Consider the following 22,164-nt stretch of genomic DNA (forward strand, 5'->3'; position numbering starts at 1 on the left):
AATACACTTCTTCAATTTATTTACTTCATATCTTGATTTGTCTGCCCTAAAATCCACTCTACAGGTTCAAATATTCCCTGTGCCTTATAGGTTTCTCCAACACTTGAATGCCCTAAAGCACTACAAGAAAAAAACTGATAGTTTGAAAAGTTGTGTTCAAATTTTCGTATTAATTTTTCTTCTCCTGAATCTTTAAGGAACTCTATAATATCTTCTTGGTCTTCTAACACATCCATCTTATTTACAATAACTGCAACAGGTATATCAATAAGCTTATTAAGTTTTATTTCTCTAACTTCTCTTAATCCTAATATAAAGCGATCTAATAAATCATTTACGTTTGTATTACTAGGACTACTCTTTATAAACTCTTGCTTTTCTGAAATACTCTCTACCACTCCTTCTATAGATAGGGGGTCTATTATAAAAATCAGCCCATCAATATGTTTATAATAGTTGTGCCTTCTAATAGAAGCTCTTATATCAAAATACTCTCCTGCAATATCATACATATGCAAGAGTTTTTCACTACGAAACTTATCTGAATTTATAAAAACACTATAAGGTGCTGTATCCTGCTTAATAGTTTTTTTAGGTAAGATCCCTCTGTTTAATGTATCTAGACATTCCCTAATCTTTGATTCTTCTTTTTCATTCAAGAATCTTATATTCCACTTTTTTGCTTTTGCAAGATCATTTATTAAAGTGTCTAATGCAGAGTACATAAAGGAGGTTTTTCCAGCAGATACTCCACCTATTATAGGTATACATATCGGCGATGTTTCCTTGCTTTCAATATTCTTAGAGCATCTAGGACATACAGCTCTAAGCTTAGATCTGCCTGCAAAATTAGTTGAAGAGATCACCTCACCACACTCACAAGTTCTTTTCATAATTCCATATGGTCCCGCTTCTAATCTTTTATGGACTTTTTCACAGCTTGGACATATATAATAAGGTATATTGAACTTTATATGACAATGAGGGCAAACGCCTGATATTCTTTCCCTTGTAAACTTTATTTTCTCCATGGCTATAACTATGAAGTAAAATATATAAATAGGGATGCTTATAATTGTAATTATCAAAAATGTATAAAAAAGCAAATTGCATTTAAAATATTCCCCATTATGTATATGATAAATTGCGCAGTTTTTATCCTACCAAAGGTAAAGTATGATCCATTTATCAACTGCTGCTTTAAAACTAGAATTTTACCCTTATTAACAGAAGTCGCACTTTTATATGTATTATTTAAATCTTCATACTGCTTGTAAAAAAAATATTTTTCCTTTGCTGGTTCGTAAAATTCTCTTTTGGTCTTCAGTGAATTTCCTTTATGAATGCTGTATCTTAAGCCTCTAAAATAGCTATCTACAGTTTTAAAAAATCCTTCACCTATTCCTATGACGGCTCCAGCTATAATAGCTATTATTGATCCTAATACTATAAAAATAGCTCCTATAGCTTCAAGTATTCCTCCCAAAAAATCACTCCTTCGATTTAAAACTATTCGCTACTTTCTAAAAAGGTTAAAAGGGTTTCTTTTTGTTTTTTCTCTCTTGCTTTATCCTTAATTATTGACCACTTCTCTATAATTTCCACCTTATTTTTATAAGCGTTAACTTTTCTTTTAAAATAATTATCATAAGCCTCCAACTTTTTTTCAGAGCTTTCTTTTAGTATATTTATAATTCTATTTTCTAAGTATTCTTCTGTTTCTTCCTTTACTTTCATGTCATTTTTAAATAGGAATATTAAGAAATCAATAAATACTTGATAGCCTTCTCTATTATTAGATTTTAATATATCTTTGTATTGTTTAGTAAGAACAATATTATCTAATACATTAAAGTATTTATTATAATAAATTTCTTCATATTCTGAGCAAAATAAAGCCTTCTTTACTTTGTCGTGCTCAGATGGACTCTGAAGGTATACACATAAGTTGTTAAAAAAACTTTCTAAGAGCTTTTCATAGCTCTTAGCATCTATATTTAAAAAGTCAACTTTAAGATTTTCTAAATGATTTATTTTAAATGCTGCATCACTATCTTCAATCTTCTGTATACTATAAATTAGCTCTATTATATTGCAAGGTGTTTTTATACTACATTCACTCTTTAGTTCAAACATTTTTCTAATAGTATAACTTTCTAAAGCTACCTTCTCTACATTAATTTTATCTTCTAACTCTATAAAAAATATTTTTAGTACATCTTCATCTATATATTGGCATAAGGACTTTTTATCTATATAACTTATAATTTCTTTATATTCCTCTAAAGAGAGCTCTCCATCTTCACATAAACTTAGATACAGCCTAAGTGCATCTGAGAACTTTTTCTCTCTATAATTTTCAAAATAATTAAAGACTTTATAACAATAAGATATAAAAAACTCTTTTTTATTACTCTCATCTCTTAATTCGATACTGTACATAGAAAATAAAAAGTCATTTGCATTAGTTAACTGACTTATACATGTGCATGTCTTCTTTTTCCACTCTTCATCTATTCTTCCTTCTTCTATAATAAACCTTACTAAGGTCTCCTCAATACTGCTGTCTTTATACAAATAATTATTAATAGAATATGCCTTAGTAATTATTTCCGGAAAATATTCATATTCACATTTTAAAGTATGAAGAGTGTCTAAAATGTCCTCCGGAGATTTTATAAGTATGCTTAAGCATTTGTTTAAAAGTATAGTTATGTTCTTAGCGTCTTCTGATTTTATATTGAAAAGATCTATTCCGTCACCATCACTATATTTATCATTAAACGCTATAATGTCACTAATCAAAGACCTAAAATAAAATTTAGCATGTCTTATTTTACCTCCTTCAAGGTAAGTTTGAAGCTCTTTTATCCTAGACTTATGAAGAGATAATTTTACCAACTGTCCAAGAGTAACTTCTTCTATTTTCCTTATTCTTTCATGTAAACTTAATATATCTTCTACATTGATATCTTCATTATCTATGACTAAATAATGTATAGAATTAAAATAGAACTCATAAGCTTTTCTTATATGTTCGCTATCATTAGTTTCTCTTCCTACCATAAATAAAAATTTTGTTATCATCTCTGCTAATTCAACATCTACTTGCGTGCTAATTTTTTCAAGATTAGGATCGAGCTGCTGAAAAAGCTGTCTATAAGCCTGAATAGATTTATAGTTAACTGCAAAACTTACCGCCCTTTTAACATCTTCTATAGTTGATTTTTCAACCCCTCTATTTACCATGTTATACAAGCACACGCAGTTATCTATATTTTCATCTAGAACATTATATTCAAATTGATCGAGAAAGGATATAAAAGGTAAAAATGTTTCCTTTGAAACTGTATATCCTACTTCTGCTCTCTTTATAAAACTACTATTATAGGTCAAATCCGAATTCTGCCCATTGATAAAGTCAAAAACATTATATTTATAAGACTTTTGAATATCTCTAAAATTAAATTTACTTCCTTCTCTGTCTACAGCACAAATCATATAAGAAGCATCATCGGGATTGTAACAATAGGTAGTAAAGCTAAATTGCTGTGCTAATTTCCTAGGTAAAGACATCTGCACTGCTCCAATCCAGTATGCAGTGTTGTCTTTATAATCACAAAATATTATTTTTTTCTCAGTTTTATTAAATTCTATAGCTGACTTCATTAATTCTATGAAATCTTTACTCCTTTTCCCAACATCTGTTCTCTTTAAGAAATTACCTATTGAATCGAAACAAATAGAGTTACCTAAATGTATTTCCTCCAGCTCAGGTAAATACTGTATTTCCGATATATTTTCTTCTTCAGGAGTCAATCCAGTTCTAAAGGTAATTGATTCATAAAGCTCTATAGGATAGAATGTCCATGGCTTGTCAGATACAAGTACATGACAAAAATAATTTCCATATCTCCCTGAGTAATCTTTGCCCACATATTTAGCAGAAGAAATGCAGTATTTTCCCGTCTTTAATCTAAAAGATGAAAATGCTATCGGAAATAACTCATCTATTTCTTTATCTGAAGGTTGTGTGGGAAGGTTGTCTGGAGGTATATAAACACAATAACCTTCTATCTCTTTTCTTTCCTCTTCAGTAATTCCCCTTGACATAGAATAGGTTTGAAATCCCATTCCGAAAGACAGTCCCTTCTTACATGAAGTGTAAAAAAGCTGTTGAACTGCCATAGCTGAATCACTTCCTTTTTTCCGTCTTTATTAATTTATGTTCATATAGTAACCATAAAAATGGATCTTCTATTCTATGAGGCCTCAATTTTGAAATCCTACTGCTTTCTGGATTACAGCCTAGTGCAGTTATTCCAAAATAAGCATGATTCTTAAAATTTGAACTTAATTGATTTGCAAAGTTTTCTCCACCCCAACTTCTAACTAAAGATTCCATAGTTCCGTTCATATCTTGAAAATCTGAAATATCAAAACTTCCTTTACTTATGTGTTTACTTGAGTAATTTATGCAACTTGATGGATCTACTAAAGATTCAACTGCATCTATTTTTGAAAAAGCTACAGCCACAGGTATATCAATAAGCTTATCTACCTTTACGTTGTTTGCTTTTCTAATAAGGTTCGCCGTTCTTGAAAGTAAGTCTTCTATTTCAGTGTTTTGTTCTGGCAGTGGTGTTCCTGCTGGAAGCATTTCTCTTACATTTTCTAATTGAAGCGGATCAAGCAAAAATATAATACCAGAGGAGTTATATATGTATCTGTTTACGGCCTTCATTGTATCTTCAGAGTCTAAGTCTTCACCTGCAGTATCAAAAAAGGCAATGGTAACAACATTGCTTATCCTTTTACCTTTAAACAGTCCGCCAAACATCCCCTGTTCCGTAAAAGTAAGATTGTAAATAAGAGGTTGCTTTACAGATGAGTCTGTCTTAGCTGAACGAGTTACTCTTATTAATTCATTTCTTTTAAAAACAGGGTCATAGAAATCAGTTCTATATCTTTTTATTGTTGCATCATTTACCGCTGAGAGGCTACAGTTGAAAGCCGAACCTATTTCATTCATTATTTTGTCAATCAAAACTGCGATGTAATGACTTTTGCCGGCCTCTTTTGCACCTATAACTGCAAAGACTAAATTATCATATTGTCCTATAGCGTAAGGCAGCTCCTCATGACATGTAGGGCATATTTTTACATTTGTTTTTTCACCGCACTCAGTGCAGAAAATAGAGTCTGGCATTTCTTTTTTGCTCTCTCCTCTTTTGGACCTGAGAAAAATACCATCTCTTGCATTTTCACATCCTTCTGGATCATTCTTGCATATAAAACTTACATCATTTAAATCATGTTTAGAAAAACAATATGGACATATATAATAATCTTTTTTCTTTAAATTAAGCTTCATTTCATTGTTCCTCCTTAACTACAATATCTATTAACTATTTAAAATATAATTTTTCTTTTGCCGGTGATATTATTCTGTACAACTTGCTATTACTGTCGTCTAAGAAAAATAACTTTACATACATGTTTCTACCTATATTTTCAATAGGCAAATTTAAAGTTATAGGTTTATCAATAGCAATAGTTTGATAGTCTATATTAAGTATACTTTTACCATCTGATTTCTGAAGAGGCATATTGCCAAACTTACCAACCAATTCAAGTTGTGGCAGATTTATTTCTTTATCTGTAGTAGATAAAACTATTTCCGCCCCTTTAAGTTTTCCAAGGAGACTCTTTTTATGCCTTATTTCATAGAATATTTCTGAAGGTATTTTATTCATCACAAGTCTTCTTTGTCCCTCAGAATATAGTGTTTTTCCGTTACAATCAACAGAAATATATATACAAAAATAGTAGTTTCCTTCTACTGCCTTATGAATTAAATACTCTCCTTTTTCATCACCGTACTCTCTTTTAATCGTAAACTGTGAAGCACAGCCATCTGTTGGCCCTATTGGAAATCTATCCATCCTGTAACATATAATAGCCTTGCTTATACCTTCTGGCCATCCCCATTCTAATGAAAGTTGTCCATATTTGATATCAGCTTTTATAAAAGAAACTTCTGGAATATTACCTTCACTAAATACACTGCTTCCTATATTTTCATCCTGTATTTTATCTTCTATCATATTACTTTCCACAACATCAGTATTAATCGTATCTTGATCTTCTAAAAAAACATTGGATGCTTCAAGTAAATCAATTTTCTCTGAAGTATCATTTTGTGTATCACCTTGATTACTATTTACAATTTCATTAGTTTTATCTATAAAGTTCTGTACGTATATAGAATCACCAGTAATTTCTTCAATCTTTTTTCTTACATCGTATTCTGATAATAAATTAAACTTATTTACAAGATTGTTTATTTCTTCATGGGAAATATTGTCTTTTACAGAAAGTATTATTTCCACTTCATCTGATAGCTCTTGAAGTTCCTGTTGTTTTTCATCAATCATTCTTTATATCCCCCATCTTTATCTGCCTATTTTATTAACATTTGTTAGTAAAAACTTTACAAAGAAAATAATTTCTTTAAATATAGTATAAATTAGTATACTATTACTACTATAAATATTTTATCACACATATATGTTTTTTAAAGTGACATTACAAAAAGTTCAGTAAAATATAAGAATTTAGTATTTATTAATAAATAATCATAAGAACATGAAGAACTAAACAAAAATCAAAATATTAGGGATAACTTTTAGGTATTATAGATATAAAACTTTATAATAGGTAAATCATTTTTCATGCACAAAGTTTATATTTTGTTTATAATTAGTTTATAGAAAATAGAGAGACTCCCTTTAAAATAGAATTATGAAAGGCTTTCATATTATGAACTAATTTAAAACTAAAAGGAGATGGTAAAAAATGAAATTTAAGAAGAAAACAGCAATGATTTTGAGTTTTGCTGTAGGTACTCTAATGTTTGCTACCACCGCTATGGCTGAAGTAGTGTCTAAAAGCGGCTATGATCAACTTAAAGATTCTCTAAAGTATACAGCAGAAAGTTGTACAACTAAACTTTCAAATTATACTGCAGATGTATCCTTTGTTGCAAAAGATAATGGTACTCTTATTTATTCCGAAAACTCACTTAATAAGTATGATACATCAAAAAAGGCTATGGAAAATGTATCAACAAGAGTAGAGGGTTCTACTAAGAAGGAAAACTATTACTATTCCGACAAAAATGGTTTTATAAGCAAAAATAGTGATCAAAATGTTTACTATGTAAGTGAGTATACAAGCCCTCGAGAAGAAGTTAGGTCCTTTGAGAATCCTTTTAAACAGAAAGAAGCAGGAGATGTTGAAAGAATAGCAGATGCTCTTGTAGGTAATTTAAAAGATTCTGTTGTAGTTACTCAAAATCCAGATGGAAGCAAAGAATTATCTGGTTCTTTAAGTGAAGCACAGATTCCAGCACTAGTTAATGCAGTAGTATCTCTTCAATCTAAGAATACATTTGGCAATAGACCTAATAATGAAAACAACATGCCTAAAATTACAAAAGATATATTTGTAAAAGAAGTTAAAGGAAAAATGATAACAGGTAAAGATGGATTAATACAAAGTGTTCTTGGTACTGGAGTTCTTTCTGGTAAAGATGAAAGCGGCAAAGAGCATAATATAACTTTTGAGTTATTAGTTAAAATTACAGGAGTTAACTCAACTACTGTAAAAAAACCTGATTTATCTGGCAAGAAGGTAGAAAAAAGTATAGAAAGAGATTATAGTAAATTATCTAACCCTTCAAAATATATTGGAAAATATAAAACTGATATTTTAATAGAAAAAGATGACAAATTCCAAAAAATAGGCGAGAGAATTGTAGATATTGAAAAAATAGATTCTAAGAGCGTTAGTGGAAGCTACCATGAAGAGTATGCTAAAGGTTATGAAGAATACGCAGTTAATAAAAAAGACTTGAAATTTAGTGCAACATTTGAAAAAGATCAATTTAATGCACCTTTCACTGCTACTAATTCCTCAGGCGCTAATGTTAAAGGAAATATATCTATTAATCCTCATTCAGCAAACGTATACTTTAATATAAACGAAAATATGAATGGAAACTTAATATCCGACGGTGAATATAGTAGAGTATTTAATTAATATTATAAAAGTTTTGCGACATAAAACTTTATATAGGGTACTAAACTGAAAGTTAGCTTATACAACCTGCTATGTTTCCAAGCTTCAGCACGTTAAAAACATATCTCTTTGTATAAGCTAGCTTTCTAGCTAATTTTTCTATAACAAATGTGTCATGTTATTTATAATTTAGGAGGTACATAAATGGAGAAGGTTATTGAAATTAAAGAACTTTCTAAGATATATAAAAATGGAAGAGGTATAACAGATATTAATCTTGATATACATAGAGGCGATATTTTTGGATTTTTAGGTCCTAATGGAGCTGGTAAAACTACTGCTATGAAAATTATGACTGGACTTATAAAGCCTGATAGTGGTGATGTTAAAATTTTAGGACATAGCATCTTAGATGAATTTGAACAAGCTATGAAAAAAGTTGGGTGTATTATAGAAACTGCTGAATCTTATTCTTATTTAACAGCCTTTGAAAATTTAAAACAATTTTCAAGATATTACGAAAACGTTGATAATAAAAGAATAGAAGAAGTTTTAGAACTTGTAGGTCTTTTAAAATATAGAAACGAAAAACCAAGGAAATTTTCCCTTGGAATGAAGCAAAGACTAGGGATTGCAGCTTCAATCCTATCTAAGCCTGAGATAGTTATTTTAGATGAACCTTTAAATGGACTTGATGTTGAAGGAATGATTGATGTAAGAAATATTATAAAAGATCTTGCAGAAAGAGAAAAAACTACATTTTTTATATCAAGCCATCTTATTCATGATGTTGAGCTCACTTGTACCCATATTGGCGTGCTATATAATGGCAAAATGCTTAATGTAGATACTACTAAAAATATATTAAATAACTATGCTTCTCTTGAAAATTACTTTATCAGCGAGGTAGAAAGAAATGGTAGAATTTAAAGCAACTTTAATTAATGAGATTGAAAAATTATATAAAAAGAAGAAGGTTTTAGTGGCAGCAGTAGTGTCACTTATTTTCATAGTAATAGGACAAGTATCTATTATTGGCTTAAGGAGCGGCTTTGGAGTACGTGGAGTTTCTAGTATGGAATTTCCTTTACTTGTACTTTCTGTAGTTATTAACACGATTCTTCCTCTATTTACTGCACTTGTTACTATAGATAGTTTTTCAGGAGAATTCTCTCAGAACACTATGAAAATTGCACTGACAAGGCCAATTACAAGACTGAAATTTTTTACAGCCAAGATAGTTTCTATAATATTATTTGTTTTTGTAAATCTTATGTTTGTAATGATTTTTTCAACTTTAGCAGGTTTTATTTTTAATTCAAGTTCCTTTACAGCACAGGGTATTATTAAAATATTAGTTTCATACTTTGTAACATTAATTCCTATGCTAGTTTTATCACTAGTTATTGTACTTCTTACAAATATATTGAGAAGCGGAATAGGCGTGTTTTTTGTATCTATTCTTATTTTTATTGTTTTCAAAGCACTTGGAATTGTTTTTTCTAGTTTTTCTGCTTTGTTTTTCACAAGCATGTTAGACTGGTACAAACTATGGATTATGAACAATGTTTCCTTATTAAAAATCTTACGTCAGTTTATGATGATGCTTAGTTATGCTATACTACTATTTACAGGAGGCTATTATTTATTCGATAAAAAAGAATTTTAGAAAACCTGTTACTGTATTGAATGTACCTATTTATAATGAAATTAAAAATTCTACAGATTATGTAAGGTGAAGAAATGGATATAAAAAAACGTCTAATTATTTTTAATACCATAACAGTTGTAGTTCCATTTATTATTGCATGCTTAACAATTTTCATCTTTATGTTTGTATCTTCAAAAGTTTTTAGTACAAATATAAGCTATGATAATTTCAAAAAACTTGCAGCTACAAAATTTGAGCTAATAAATGCAGTAAAAGATGTATCAAAGTTAAATCCTGAAAGCATTGAAACTGCTGGATTTCAAGAATACTTATATCAAAAACTTTCAATCATAAATGGAGAAGTTATAATAATTAAGAACAATAGCATTATATTTGCTTCAAAGGATATTACTAAAATTGATATAGAAAAGTGCTTAGACGAAGCAAAAACTAGCTCTATTAAAAAAGCTGTGAAAATTGATAATATCTCTTATATGGTTGAAACGGCTTCACTTAACTATAAAGACAACTCTACAGGAAATATTATATTATTAGCTCCATTAGAAAAACCAACTGATATTTTTGAGAAATTTATTATAACCATTGTCGTTATCTTTTTCATTTCTTTTGTAGCTATAAATGTATTTATGTCCTATCTTTTTTCAAAAGAATATTAAAACCTATATCACTTCTAAAAAAAGCTACTGCAGAAATTAGCAGAGGTGATTTAAGCTTTGAAATCGTAGAAAGTGGTGATAGAGAAATTAGAGAGTTGTGTGCAGACTTCGAGAGAATGAGAATACAACTTAAGGACTCTATTCGTATGAAAATGAAGTACGATGATAATAGGAAAATGTTAGTTTCCAGTATATCCCACGACTTAAAAACTCCTATAACTTCTATAAAGGGATATGTGGAGGGAATTTTAGACGGTGTTGCAAATACTCCTGAGAAAACAGAAAAATACTTAAAAACTATTTATTCAAAAGCTGAACAAATTGATATTATGATTGATGATTTACTTTTATATTCTAAACTAGATTTAAACCAAATGCCCTTTAATTATGAGAAAACAGATATTGCGAAGTACTTTGATTATTGTATTGAAGAAAGCGCACCTGACCTTCAAAAATCTGATATAAAAATATATTTAAAAAACGACTTGAAGCAATCAACGCATTTTATAATTGATAGAGAAAGAATGAGAAGAGTTATATTAAATATTATTGATAACTCTAGAAAATATATGAACAAAGAGAATGGACAAATTGCTATAATGTTAAGAGAAACAAACTCTAGCATTATTATTGAAATAAAAGATAATGGATCTGGTATTAATAAAAATGATATAAATAAAATATTTGATAGATTTTATAGAGCTGATTTAGCAAGAAGCGGTACAAAAGGCAGTGGTCTAGGTCTTGCCATAGCAAAACAAATTGTAGAAGGTCACAAAGGAAAAATATGGGCTGTTAGCTGCGAAAACTATGGTACAAGTATTATAATATCATTAGCAAAAATATCATAAAAATAGAGAGGTTACTATGAAAAGAATTTTAATAGTTGAGGATGACTTAAGTATTGCTGAGCTTCAAAAGGATTATCTAGAACTTTCAGGGTTTGAAGTTAGTGTATGTACTGATGGTGTACAAGGCCTAAATACTATAAAAGAAAAGGAATTTGATTTAATAATTCTTGATATTATGCTTCCTAAAATTGATGGCTTTAGTATTTTACGTATCATACAAGAAGATAAGGATATTCCTGTTTTATTGGTCTCTGCCAAAAAGAAGAAATCGATAAAATTAAAGGCTTAAGCCTTGGAGCTGATGACTATATTACAAAACCTTTTAGTCCTGGTGAATTAGTTGCTAGAGTTAAATCTCACATTCAAAACTACGAAAGAATAAAAAGCAAATTTACACCAAAGTCAAAAAATAATGTTATAACTATAAGAGGACTAGAAATAATTAAAGACTCAAGGCAAGTTCTTATAAACGGTACTGAGGTAACTTTAGCTCAAAAAGAATTTGACCTATTACTTTATTTAGCTGAAAACCCTAATAGGGTATTTAGTAGAGAAGAGTTATTTGAAAAAATCTGGGGATTTGACGCGCTTGGTGATACTGCTACTGTTACAGTACATATCGGAAGAGTAAGAGAAAAAATAGAGTCTTCTCCATCCGATCCACAGTATATTGAAACTGTATGGGGAGCTGGGTACAGGCTTAGGGTATAAGATTATATCCTAAGCCTATTTTGTTTATTATGTTTTTACCAAAATTTTACATCACCGGTCAGTAGTTTTTCGAAAGTCTCTGCATCTATAGGCTTACTAAAAAGGTACCCCTGTAGTTCGTCACATTTTTGATTTTTTAAATACTCTGCCTGAATAGAAGTTTCTACTCCTTCAGCAACAACTAAAATATTTAGCCCATGTGCCATTTGAATTAAGGCATCAATAATAACCTGCTTGTCCTCTAAATTTACAATGTTATCTACAAATGCTTTATCTATTTTTAGGACATCAATCTGTAACCTTTTTAAGTAATTCAATGAAGAATACCCTTTTCCAAAGTCATCAAGAGCTATATTAATTCCACATTCTCTTATTTCCTTCAATATTTTATTGCATTCGGATATATCCTCCATTAATAAGGATTCTGTAATCTCTAGCTCCAGTAGGTTAGGTTCTAATTTTGTTTCTTGTATTATATTTTTTATCACATCTGTAAGATTTTTTTGTTGAAATTGAACTACAGAAAGATTTACGCTAACCTTTAAGTTTGGCACTCCTCTTTCATGCCATTCCTTTAGCTGCATACAAGATTTTTTTAATACATAATTTCCAATATCAATAATCAATCCTGTTTCTTCAGCTAGTGGAATAAATTCATCAGGAAATATTTTTGCCCATCTTGTTTTTCCCACCTTACAAGAGCTTCTGCACTACCAATTTTACCTGTTCTTGTGTCAATCTTAGGCTGGTATACTACTTTAATTTCGTCTTTTATTAAAGCTTCCTTTAATTCCTTTTCCATAACTAATCGATTAATTAAGCTTTTTTCCATTTCCTTAGAATAATACATATATTCATTGAGTCCTTTGTTTTTGATATGATGAAGCACAAGTTCTCCATTTTTTAGTATTTCCTCACTTGTAGTTCCATGTTCTGGATATATCACAATCCCAGCATTAAAAATGACATTTAAGCTTTTACTTGGAATAAATTTTTCTTTCTGAAGATCATTCATTAAATCCTTTATTTTTTTATCCATATGATGAAAATTTAGAAAATCCTCTAATATGGCAAATTCATTATCACTTTTACAGGATATAAATGCAGTTTTCCATTTAACCTTTAAAAAGGTAGCTATACTTAACAATATCTCTTCTCCTGCAATATGTCCTACGATATCTGTAATCTGAGTGAAATTATGTATTTGTAAAATTATCATTGAACAAGTGCCTTTACATTCACGAATATATATTCTTTCATCTATTTCTTCCTTTAATAACTCTTTATTAGGCAGTCCAGTTACGCTATCATAATATGCCATTGTGCTAATTTTAGCCTCTCTATCTTTAATACGATTTTTCATGATGCTTATATTTGATGCAATTTGTGCAAATTCGTCTTTACCTGCAATTGTAAGCTCTTGTGAATAATCTCCTTTAGAAATCTCTAAAAGACCACTATTAATTTTTTGTACTTTTTGTATAAAGAATTTATTTAGAAATTTCCTAATTAAAAAATAAAAGATGGCTATTATAACTAAAGAACTTTTTATGGAATTTATTATTGTCTGTTTTTTTATTCTTTCAATTGCAGTAAAATCACATCTTATTTCTACATAAAACTTTTGTGAAGAACTAAAGCTTTTCCAGGGTGCATTTAATTCATAATACCCATATGTAAATCCATCTTTATTCTTAGTAAGTTCTTTATTATTTTTTAATTGCTTAAATTCTTCATTTGTCAAATCTAGCTGCTTTCCTTCATCTGATAAAGCCCAAGTACCTTTTCCATTATTATTATAAATCTCTATATTTATTTCGCCTTTTTCTAAAGAGTTTGGAAATTGAAACAAGTCCTTAAATAAAAAATTATAATAACTAGTATCATATTTCTTTCTCACATATTCCTTTACATCAACAGATATCTCTATAATGTAATCACTTTTTAAAGGACTGTAGTAAGTATATCTATTTAATTTTCCTTGTTTCATAGAAAATCCTATTCCTTGGTCATATACTTTTCCTGTGCCATATATTTTAGATAAGTAGCTTTTCATATAATTATTTTTACTAATCAAGTTCATTCCTTTATCTAGTTGAAAGCTAGTGTGTACAACTTTACCCTCCTTATTAATGATATAAATGTCTGAAATTGGCAAACTCTTGGCAAGTTTCTTTAATTCTTCATCCTCTACTTCTAAAGGATTTTGATTGTTTTGAACAAACCGTTGTTCAATATTATTTATGCTGTTCTTTTCTAATTGTAAAAACTCATCGTTCATTCCATATAAAATCATGTCAAACTCCATAATTTGCTCAGTTGCATGAGAAATAGCATCTTTTTTGTTTTGCAGTTATATTTCCAATTTCACTTTCTATATTAAAAATGGTTAAAATAGAAAGTGCTATTGTCGCAAATATAACAGATGAAATAAGAAATAATATAGTCTTATTTTTCACAATGCCCTCCATTTTATATATTTAAAAATTCAAAAATTTCCTTACCATATTTTAGTTTAAAATATTTATAAGCGCATGTCCATATTGTCTTAAAATTATTATGTATATTAAGTTTTTACAACCTAATCTAAACATTGTGCAAGAGTTTCTTCTTCATTTTTTACTACCATACATAATCTAATAGTAATCATTATATTTATCCGATCGCTACCATTGCTAACACCCCCATCTTTGTATGAAACTCCTTCTCCTATTGTCGAAGGAGTAAGCGATTCGCACTAAATCATAGATTTAGGCTCTCTGCTTAACTGTGGGATAAGCACTGCTACGTGCCTGGATAAGTTCTTCTAAGGTTCAGATGGAGAAAGTCATCCTTATAAGCAAACTCCATCTGAACCTAAGAATCACTTGATAGTACCTCCTTAATTTTAGTCTTGCATAAAAACTAGAAGGAAATGAATGCCATTTCCTTCTAGTTTTAAAGTCTATCTAATAAATATCTTCTATAGTATAAGTAGATACTAATGTAGAGTTTCCTAAAACAGCTATTCCATATGCAGTATGGGTTACACTATTTGATTCTAATAAATTTCCACCTGCTATTATATTTACTGCTGCTTTGCCTTGAATTAGTGATTCTAATGTGTTCCTTACCGCTGATTCACATTCAGCTGCACAGCTTATTGGCAGCGGTGCTGGCGGTGGAAGGAAAGCTATTTTCATTGATCCATCAAGATTAAACAAAGAATTATTACAAGTAAGAGTTATTGCTACTATCTTACGAATGGAAATTCTATGAGTTTTAACTTCTGCAGAATTAGATAACACTAGTATACCGCTATCTAAAAGTGAAATTGGTACTCCTATAGCTGAACCTTTATTTTCATAGTTAATAACTACAGTGGTTCCAGGGAATAGCTCTATTATCTGGCTTAACACATTTTTTATTTGAGCAGTGCATGCACATTCAACAGCATCTCCTGGTTGTCCCTGAGGACCTTGATCACCTTTAGGTCCCTGACAACCTGGGTCTCCTTTGCACCCTTTCGGTCCCGGGCATCCCTGGTCTCCTTTACACCCTTTTGGTCCTGGGCATCCCTGGTCTCCTTTGCACCCTTTTGGCCCTGGGTCTCCTTGCTCTCCCTTTGGTCCTGGGCATCCTGGGTCTCCTTTTTCTCCCTTTGGTCCTGGGCATCCTGAATCTCCTTTTTCTTCCTCTGGTTCTGGACATCCTGGATCTCCTTCTTCTCCCTCTGGTTCTGGGCATCCTGGATCTCCTTTGCACTCTTTTGGTCCTTGTGGACCAGTCTCTTCGCAAACTGTTATACAATTATGGACATAGTACGGATCAGAATGTCTTGATCTATCATGGCACTTATATTGTCTTTCATTGTGATCATCTTCATCAAATTCATCTACGTCATTCTTATAGCTTTCATAATATAGCATTTCGTTTGTATCAATATTTTCACTTTGATGTTCATTAATAAATGAATGGCTTTTTTTTGAGTGGCTTTTTTTTGAATGGCGTGACCTTCTATGACTTGCCATATTTATTTCCTCCCTATATAAAAATTCACACAACTAACACACTATTATGTTGGAAGTGACTAAAATAAAATTTAAGGAATTTATCCTTTAATTAATAGTATGATGATTTATTGAAATTGTTACAGAATGATAGAGCAATTCGACACCTTTTTTTTACAAGCTAGGAGATGAATCAAAAAATTAAAAACTCCTTGCTATAAACAGTTAGCAAGGAGTTTTATATTTCTATTTAATTTTAGATCCACTGATTAAATCTTGGAATTGAACAGAATTTTCGCTATTAGTCTCTGGGAATTTTATCTCAAGATTTTTATTTATATTGAAAGTACTTGTATTAAAATCAATTCCTAATTTGTATACACCTGTAAGTTTATTTGTTGTGCTTGTACCACTTAAGCTTTGAACTACTGGTATAAATTTAGCTGAGTCAAACACTAAATCTATATTTCCTTTTTCATTAACAATATATCCATTTGAGTCTACTGCATAATCAATTACAATTCCTTTATCCCCGATAAGAGTTACTCCATCAAAGGAATTTAGCACTTTGTTCATCTGTGATGTAAATTCAGGTAATCCTTTGTCAAAGTCTGAAAAAGCTTTATCTATTCCTGCTTGATTAGCTTTTGCTTCTTCTTCACTTGCAGCAGATGTTTTTGTAACTGTAGTTAAGTAGTCTTTTAATAATCCTTTAGCTTCCTTATTATTTATTAAATTATTCGAAGTATATTTTATTAAATCTTTAAACTTCTTATCATCTAGCTTAACTTCATAAGTATGCACTAATTTTCTTCCATCTGGTAAAGCCATATATGTATACCCTGTATCTGTAACAATCTTAAACCCAGGATCAAAACTTGCCATACTACCAAGAATCATTTGTGAGAATTTCTTCTGCATGTCCTCACTTGCTTTAGTTAAGTCCACATTTGTACCATTAGTCTTGCCCATCTTTGAACTATCTAATATAACATACTGCTTTCCACCCATCTTCTGTGCTTGTGCAGCTGGTACTTTAATAATCTCTTTAAATTCATTTTTACCATTTGCCATGTTTACATCTGCCCAAATTCCCATATCTAATGGCATTGTTCCTAATTGCATTGCCACATCTGCCTGCATCTTTGCAACTTTACCATCTTCATTCTGGTTTACTTTAGTATTAATAGCCATTTTTGAACTATTAATCATAGGGATAACTTTACTTACCTCATTTTGCTCTTCAGCGGAAAGATTTTCTGCAGTAAATCGTAATCCCATCTCTGTTTTAGTTTCTGCACTAGTAATTTTTTGTGTTTTGCTAAAAGCATCAGAAAGCGCTTTTCCCTCATTGCTACATCCTGTAAAAAGGGAAGTGGACATTGCTACTACAGCTCCAATTAAAACTAATTTTTTTAAACTTTTCATTATTACACCCCCATCAAAATCATGGGTTAATTATACCATAGTTGGCAATATCGCGCAATGAGGTTATCTATACCTTTTAATAAGTTTTCTTTTCCTATTGGCCTTCTATGTAGATTTATTTCAGTTTTGCTCCTGTTTTCTTCTATATATTTAATTTAGCTATTCTTATTTACTTTTGACTAATATTAGATTCCTTTAAAATGTTGTTATACTGAACTAGCCTTTTCATCATTTTTTCTTTTACATATTCTAGTACACCCTTTTTACCCATATTTTCATCGTCAAACATTATTTCAATACAATCACTAATATACTTAGCTGCATATATATGGAACTTTCCTTTATCTACCGCATCTATTACTTCTTCTTTTAATACAAGATCATCCATATTGGTGTTTGGAATTATAACTCCATGTGTTCCATCAAGTCCATACAATGAACATATATCAAAAAAACCCTCTATTTTATCGTTGACTCCTCCAATTGGCTGTATTTCACCCTTTTGATTGACCGATCCAGTTATAGCCATACTTTGTTTTATTGGAGTCTCTGACAAACTCGACAATAATGCTAGAAGCTCTGCTGCAGATGCACTGTCTCCCTCAATTCCTGAGTAAAGTTGTTCAAACACAACATTAGCATTAAAAGATATTGGAATATCCCTTCCTACAAGCTCACCAACAAAACCTGCCAAAATCATTACGCCTTTATTGTGAATACTGCCACTCATATCCGCCTCTCTTTCAATATTTATTATTCCACTTCTTCCCGCAAAGGTTGAAACGGTTATTCTATGCTGTTGTCCAATTGTACAGTCTCCATAATTTACAACAGAAAGGCCATTAATTTGCCCAACTTTTGTTCCTCTTAAATCAACTATATATTTTTTCTTTCTGTACATATCAAGGATTTTCTTTCTAACAAGTCCATGCATTGATTCTTGTTCCTTTAAAGCTTTCAAAATATGCTTAGCTCCAACAATATCACAACCGTCTTCTTTAGCATAATAATTTGCTATATCAACTATTTTAAACATATTGCTCATAGATGCAGAAAAGTAATTTTTATTTTCTGCAAGCCTAGAAGAAAATTGTAATAATTTAATTATTGCTTCTCTACTTATATGCTTAATATTATTTTTATTTGCATAACATTTTATCAAACCAATAATATTAGCAGTATTATCTCTATCTTTTTCTATTTCACTGTCAAATTCAGCTTTTACTTTAAATATCTTTTCAAACTCTAAATCTCTTTGCAAAAGTAGTGAGTATATATATTGACTTCCAACCATTATTATTTTAACTTTTAAAGGTATTTCTTCTGGATTTAACGTTGAGATTGGTAATGTATCAATATTATATTTTGAATTATTGATAGATATATTCTCTAATTTAATACACTTTTTTAAAAGTTCCCAAGAAGATGGCTGAGCTAGCAGTTGCTCTGCTTTTATTATAATGTAACCTCCGTTAGCCTTATGTAAATATCCTGGCCTTATTAATGCAAAATCAGTAATAAGGTTACCCATTTTATTTTCATATTCGATGTTACCAAATATATGACTCTGTAGTGATGAATCAGCAAAGACAACTGGTGCACCTGCATTTTCATTATTACTTACTAAAACATTAACCTCATATCTCCTTAAAAGAGCTAATTTTATATTTTTAGCTTTTTTATCATCGTCATCATCAAAAAAATATGATATTTTTTCAGTAATATCTTTTTTTAAAGAATGCAAATATTGAACGACCTTTTTGCTAAATCCATAATTGTTTATTAGCTCCTCTATTTTAGGTGAAATTATGGTTTCAGCAATTTTATAGTCTAAATTCTTCAATTCTAATTCTAATTTCTTTTCAAGCTCTCTAGTCTGTTTAAAAATATCTGAAGAAATATTTCTAAGCTCATTTATTGAAGTCTGTATGCTATTTTTTTCTTCTTCACTTAATTTTTCAAACTCATCATCTGTTATCTCTCTATCGTTTTTTTGAGCAATAAATATAAAATCTCCAGTGGAGTTTCTCTTTACATCAAAGCCTCTTTTTTTGATTCAATATTTAATTCTCTAGACAAATTCAAAAGTAATTTCTCATAATTATTGATTATATTATTTTTCTCATTATCATAATTTTCAGAATTAAAATAAATAGGTGCTTCCTTTTCAACATATTTGATAAACAAACTCATCTCTTCTTTAAATTTATTAGCTTTACTTGTATTAAGAGAAATTGCTATTGGATTATTGGGATTTTCAAAGTTATAAACATAGCACCAATCTTTTGGTGTAGGCATCTTTTTTGCATATTCTTCTATTTTTCTCACAATATATCCAGTTTTCCCCGTGCCCGTTTTGCCAGATATAAAAATGTTATATCCCTTACTATCTATGTTTAATCCAAGCTCTATAGATTCGACAGCTCTTTTCTGCCCTATTACCATATCATAGCCCTCTATTCTTTCCGTAGTGTCAAACTCTGGTATTTCATCTAACTTAAATTCTAAATCTTGTTTCGTTAATTTTATATAATTTTTCATAAACCTACCTCCACGAATCAATTTTAACAATTTATACTTTTATACCTACAATTATCGATTTTCTATATATACATATTTCAATAATTTATTTTTAAATTCCTGCAAGTTTTCTCTAACTATAGCAGTATTTAAATATTTTATTTTTTCTCTATTCTTATAATTAAACAACTTAGTTAATATTTTAACTTCAGTATCTATGACGTTTTATGACGTTTTGCCGAAATATTAAAAATTTTTTAATAAAAACTTTTATATTTTAGCATTTTTTGCTAAAATGTTTATATATCATATTAAATATTATTAAATATGCTATTTAATTTTAGATTAAGGGGGATAAAAATTTGAATATGTTAGATTCTATGTTAAATGTTATTACGGTTCTTGAAGATATGTTTCAAGATGAAGATGCAATGCTTGTAGTATCAGATTTAGAGAAAATAGTATATTATAAAGCGGGAAAAACCGTTGACGCGGGACATGTGGGCTTACCATTAGCTCCTGGAGATGGTTTATTGGAGGCTATTCAATCTAAAAAAACTTTAAGAGTCATTGTTCCAAAGGAATTATTAGGTACTCCATTTAAAGCCATTACTATACCTTTGTTTGATGAAAATAAGCAAATAATAGGTGCCGCAGGAGTAGGTTGGAGCTTAGATGCTAGAGTAAAAATATACGAGCAACTAAGCAATGTTGTTGATAGTTTGGCAAGCTCTATCGAGCAAATTTCAACGGGTATGAACGATATTACTGCAAATGCACAAAATATAGCTTCCTCACAGGAAGAAATGGTATCTTCAGCTCAAGTGACAAGAAAAAACGTAGATGAGACTTCTAAAATTACAGATTTCATAAGAAATATAGCTAACCAAACTAATCTCTTAGGACTTAATGCCTCAATAGAAGCTTCGAGAGCTGGACAAGAAGGAAGAGGTTTTCAAGTAGTAGCTGGAGAAATACGTAAGCTTGCAGTAAATAGCAAAAATGCTGTAAGTCAAATAGAGCAAGGGCTTAAAGGTATGCAGAGTTCTATAAATTTTATTATGAATATGATAGAAAAAAACGCCTCAACAACCCAATCACAAGCTGCTGCTTCTGAAGAAATAAGCGCTTCCATCCAGGAACTAAGAACGCTATCAGATGTATTATTACAAGTCACTAAACAGTTAGAAGTTAAATAGATAGATAGAAAGAAGCCCCTTTTAAAAGAGGCTTCTTTTTACATATCATTATTAACTTAATTCTTTAAACTAGCAATATGTCATTTGTTATATCTTATAACTCTACTAATTACCCTATAATGCATTTTACCCCTAAAGACTCGACTGATTCCTTTAACAATTCCATTTTCTCCTTATCTGGTAAATTTACATCTGAAATACCATATGTTAATCCTAATTGTTCATATTTTGCCACGCCTAGCTTATGATAAGGTAAAAGATTTATTCTATCTATATTATTTTCAGCACAGAACCTGCTTATACTTATAATATTTTCTTTATCATCATTTAAACCTGGTATTATAGGTACTCTAACTACTACAGGCTTGTACTTTGATATTATTGAAATATTATTTAAAATTGGCTTATTACTAACTCCTGTAAGCTTTTTATGTTTACCTTCATCCATATGCTTTATATCTGTCAGAAAAAGATCTGTAACAGGTATAAACTTATTAACAGTCTCAACGTTAGTAAACATTGCACTTTCAACAGCAGTATTTATATATTCTTCCTTGCAGGCTTTTAAAATATTAACTGCAAATTCTGGCTGATAAGTAGGATCTCCTCCTGAAAGTGTTACTCCACCATTTCTTTTGTAATAAGGACTATCCCTTTTTATAACTTTCATAACTTGCTCTACAGTCATGGCCTTTCCAGTAAGCTTTAATGCATCATTAAGACAGGCATCTATGCATTTTAATTCACTACATCTAATGCACTTCTCCTTATTTATGTTTATACTAGCTTTGGTGCCTTCATCATTTTTTAAAGTAATAGCATTGTTTGTACAAGCTTTTGAACATTCCATGCATCCTGTACAATTCATCTTATGATGTCGAATCTCTGGCAATATCTTTTGTCCTTCTGGATTAGCACACCATAGGCAGTTTAGTGGACATCCTTTTAAAAATATAAGAGTTCTTATACCAGGTCCATCATGAAAGGATAAGCTTTGTATATCAAATACTATACCTGAACTCCTTGAATCTCCCATAATTCATGCTCTCTTTCTTA

At 30.2% G+C, this 22,164-nt stretch carries 19 protein-coding genes and 1 pseudogene; 7 read left to right on the top strand and 13 right to left on the bottom strand.

Features of this window, described 5'->3' with window-relative positions:
• Nucleotides 1-20: 20 nt before the first annotated feature.
• From RCG18_RS26540 to RCG18_RS26560, 5 genes are read right to left on the bottom strand one after another with little or no spacing between them, the layout of a single operon-like run.
• Complete coding sequence (locus tag RCG18_RS26540) at nt 21-1,088, bottom strand: hypothetical protein (RefSeq protein WP_308038966.1); 1,068 nt, start codon at nt 1,086-1,088, stop codon at nt 21-23.
• Entirely contained in the window at nt 1,085-1,486 is a 402-nt protein-coding gene (locus RCG18_RS26545) for a hypothetical protein (RefSeq protein ID WP_308038967.1), read from the bottom strand. Before RCG18_RS26545 ends, RCG18_RS26540 begins: the two co-directional genes overlap by 4 nt.
• A 23-nt stretch (nt 1,487-1,509) precedes the next feature.
• A complete protein-coding gene (locus tag RCG18_RS26550) occupies nt 1,510-4,188 on the bottom strand; it encodes a hypothetical protein (RefSeq protein ID WP_308038968.1) in 2,679 nt (892 codons plus the stop codon).
• Between the two features lie 7 nt (nt 4,189-4,195).
• Nucleotides 4,196-5,374 carry a zinc ribbon domain-containing protein gene (locus RCG18_RS26555; RefSeq protein ID WP_308038969.1) on the bottom strand — a complete coding sequence of 393 codons (1,179 nt, stop codon included), beginning with the start codon at nt 5,372-5,374 and terminating at the stop codon, nt 4,196-4,198.
• Between the two features lie 34 nt (nt 5,375-5,408).
• Nucleotides 5,409-6,437, bottom strand: a complete 1,029-nt coding sequence (locus RCG18_RS26560) for a hypothetical protein (protein ID WP_308038970.1) — start codon at nt 6,435-6,437, stop codon at nt 5,409-5,411.
• 421 nt (nt 6,438-6,858) lie between these two features.
• Here RCG18_RS26560 and RCG18_RS26565 point away from each other — a divergent pair, with 421 nt between their 5' ends.
• From RCG18_RS26565 to RCG18_RS26590, 6 genes and pseudogenes are all read left to right on the top strand, one after another.
• Nucleotides 6,859-8,103, top strand: a complete 1,245-nt coding sequence (locus RCG18_RS26565; RefSeq protein ID WP_308038971.1) for a hypothetical protein — start codon at nt 6,859-6,861, stop codon at nt 8,101-8,103.
• A gap of 183 nt (nt 8,104-8,286) precedes the next feature.
• Nucleotides 8,287-9,012 carry an ABC transporter ATP-binding protein gene (locus RCG18_RS26570; RefSeq protein WP_308038972.1) on the top strand — a complete coding sequence of 242 codons (726 nt, stop codon included), beginning with the start codon at nt 8,287-8,289 and terminating at the stop codon, nt 9,010-9,012.
• Nucleotides 8,999-9,751: an ABC transporter permease gene (locus RCG18_RS26575; protein ID WP_308038973.1), complete on the top strand. Its 753-nt coding sequence runs from the start codon at nt 8,999-9,001 to the stop codon at nt 9,749-9,751. Before RCG18_RS26570 ends, RCG18_RS26575 begins: the two co-directional genes overlap by 14 nt.
• A gap of 74 nt (nt 9,752-9,825) precedes the next feature.
• Nucleotides 9,826-10,410 carry a hypothetical protein gene (locus RCG18_RS26580; protein WP_308038974.1) on the top strand — a complete coding sequence of 195 codons (585 nt, stop codon included), beginning with the start codon at nt 9,826-9,828 and terminating at the stop codon, nt 10,408-10,410.
• A gap of 116 nt (nt 10,411-10,526) precedes the next feature.
• Nucleotides 10,527-11,261: a HAMP domain-containing sensor histidine kinase gene (locus RCG18_RS26585; protein ID WP_308038975.1), complete on the top strand. Its 735-nt coding sequence runs from the start codon at nt 10,527-10,529 to the stop codon at nt 11,259-11,261.
• A gap of 16 nt (nt 11,262-11,277) precedes the next feature.
• Nucleotides 11,278-11,972, top strand: a pseudogene (locus tag RCG18_RS26590) (response regulator transcription factor).
• A 35-nt stretch (nt 11,973-12,007) separates the two neighbouring features.
• Here the strand turns inward: RCG18_RS26590 and RCG18_RS26595 are convergent.
• The 7 genes from RCG18_RS26595 to RCG18_RS26625 all read right to left on the bottom strand — a co-directional run bounded on the left by RCG18_RS26595 (nt 12,008) and on the right by RCG18_RS26625 (nt 19,930).
• Nucleotides 12,008-12,664, bottom strand: a complete 657-nt coding sequence (locus RCG18_RS26595; protein ID WP_308038976.1) for an EAL domain-containing protein — start codon at nt 12,662-12,664, stop codon at nt 12,008-12,010.
• On the bottom strand, nt 12,613-14,280 hold the full coding sequence (locus RCG18_RS26600) for a diguanylate cyclase domain-containing protein (RefSeq protein ID WP_308038977.1): 1,668 nt from the start codon (nt 14,278-14,280) through the stop codon (nt 12,613-12,615). The genes RCG18_RS26595 and RCG18_RS26600 overlap by 52 nt, the downstream gene beginning before the upstream one ends.
• A 7-nt stretch (nt 14,281-14,287) precedes the next feature.
• Nucleotides 14,288-14,431, bottom strand: a complete 144-nt coding sequence (locus RCG18_RS26605) for a hypothetical protein (RefSeq protein WP_308038978.1) — start codon at nt 14,429-14,431, stop codon at nt 14,288-14,290.
• Between the two features lie 489 nt (nt 14,432-14,920).
• The gene (locus tag RCG18_RS26610; protein WP_308038979.1) at nt 14,921-15,982 is read right to left on the bottom strand and encodes a hypothetical protein; all 1,062 of its coding nucleotides are present in this window, start codon (nt 15,980-15,982) and stop codon (nt 14,921-14,923) included.
• A 225-nt stretch (nt 15,983-16,207) separates the two neighbouring features.
• Complete coding sequence (locus RCG18_RS26615) at nt 16,208-17,389, bottom strand: hypothetical protein (protein ID WP_308038980.1); 1,182 nt, start codon at nt 17,387-17,389, stop codon at nt 16,208-16,210.
• A 169-nt stretch (nt 17,390-17,558) separates the two neighbouring features.
• Entirely contained in the window at nt 17,559-19,232 is a 1,674-nt protein-coding gene (locus RCG18_RS26620) for an AAA family ATPase (protein ID WP_308038981.1), read from the bottom strand.
• Between the two features lie 188 nt (nt 19,233-19,420).
• The gene (locus RCG18_RS26625; RefSeq protein ID WP_308038982.1) at nt 19,421-19,930 is read right to left on the bottom strand and encodes a Lon-like protease helical domain-containing protein; all 510 of its coding nucleotides are present in this window, start codon (nt 19,928-19,930) and stop codon (nt 19,421-19,423) included.
• Nucleotides 19,931-20,277: 347 nt separating this feature from the next.
• On the opposite strand from RCG18_RS26625, the gene RCG18_RS26630 reads away from it, so the two are divergent.
• Nucleotides 20,278-21,108: a methyl-accepting chemotaxis protein gene (locus RCG18_RS26630; protein ID WP_308042123.1), complete on the top strand. Its 831-nt coding sequence runs from the start codon at nt 20,278-20,280 to the stop codon at nt 21,106-21,108.
• Nucleotides 21,109-21,217: 109 nt separating this feature from the next.
• Here RCG18_RS26630 and RCG18_RS26635 read toward each other — a convergent pair whose 3' ends face one another.
• Nucleotides 21,218-22,144, bottom strand: coding sequence for an indoleacetate decarboxylase activase (locus RCG18_RS26635; RefSeq protein WP_308038983.1), 927 nt, complete (start codon nt 22,142-22,144; stop codon nt 21,218-21,220).
• Nucleotides 22,145-22,164: the final 20 nt, after the last annotated feature.

It is taken from the genome of Clostridium sp. OS1-26 (assembly GCF_030915445.1).
Lineage (GTDB): Bacteria > Bacillota > Clostridia > Clostridiales > Clostridiaceae > Clostridium_AM.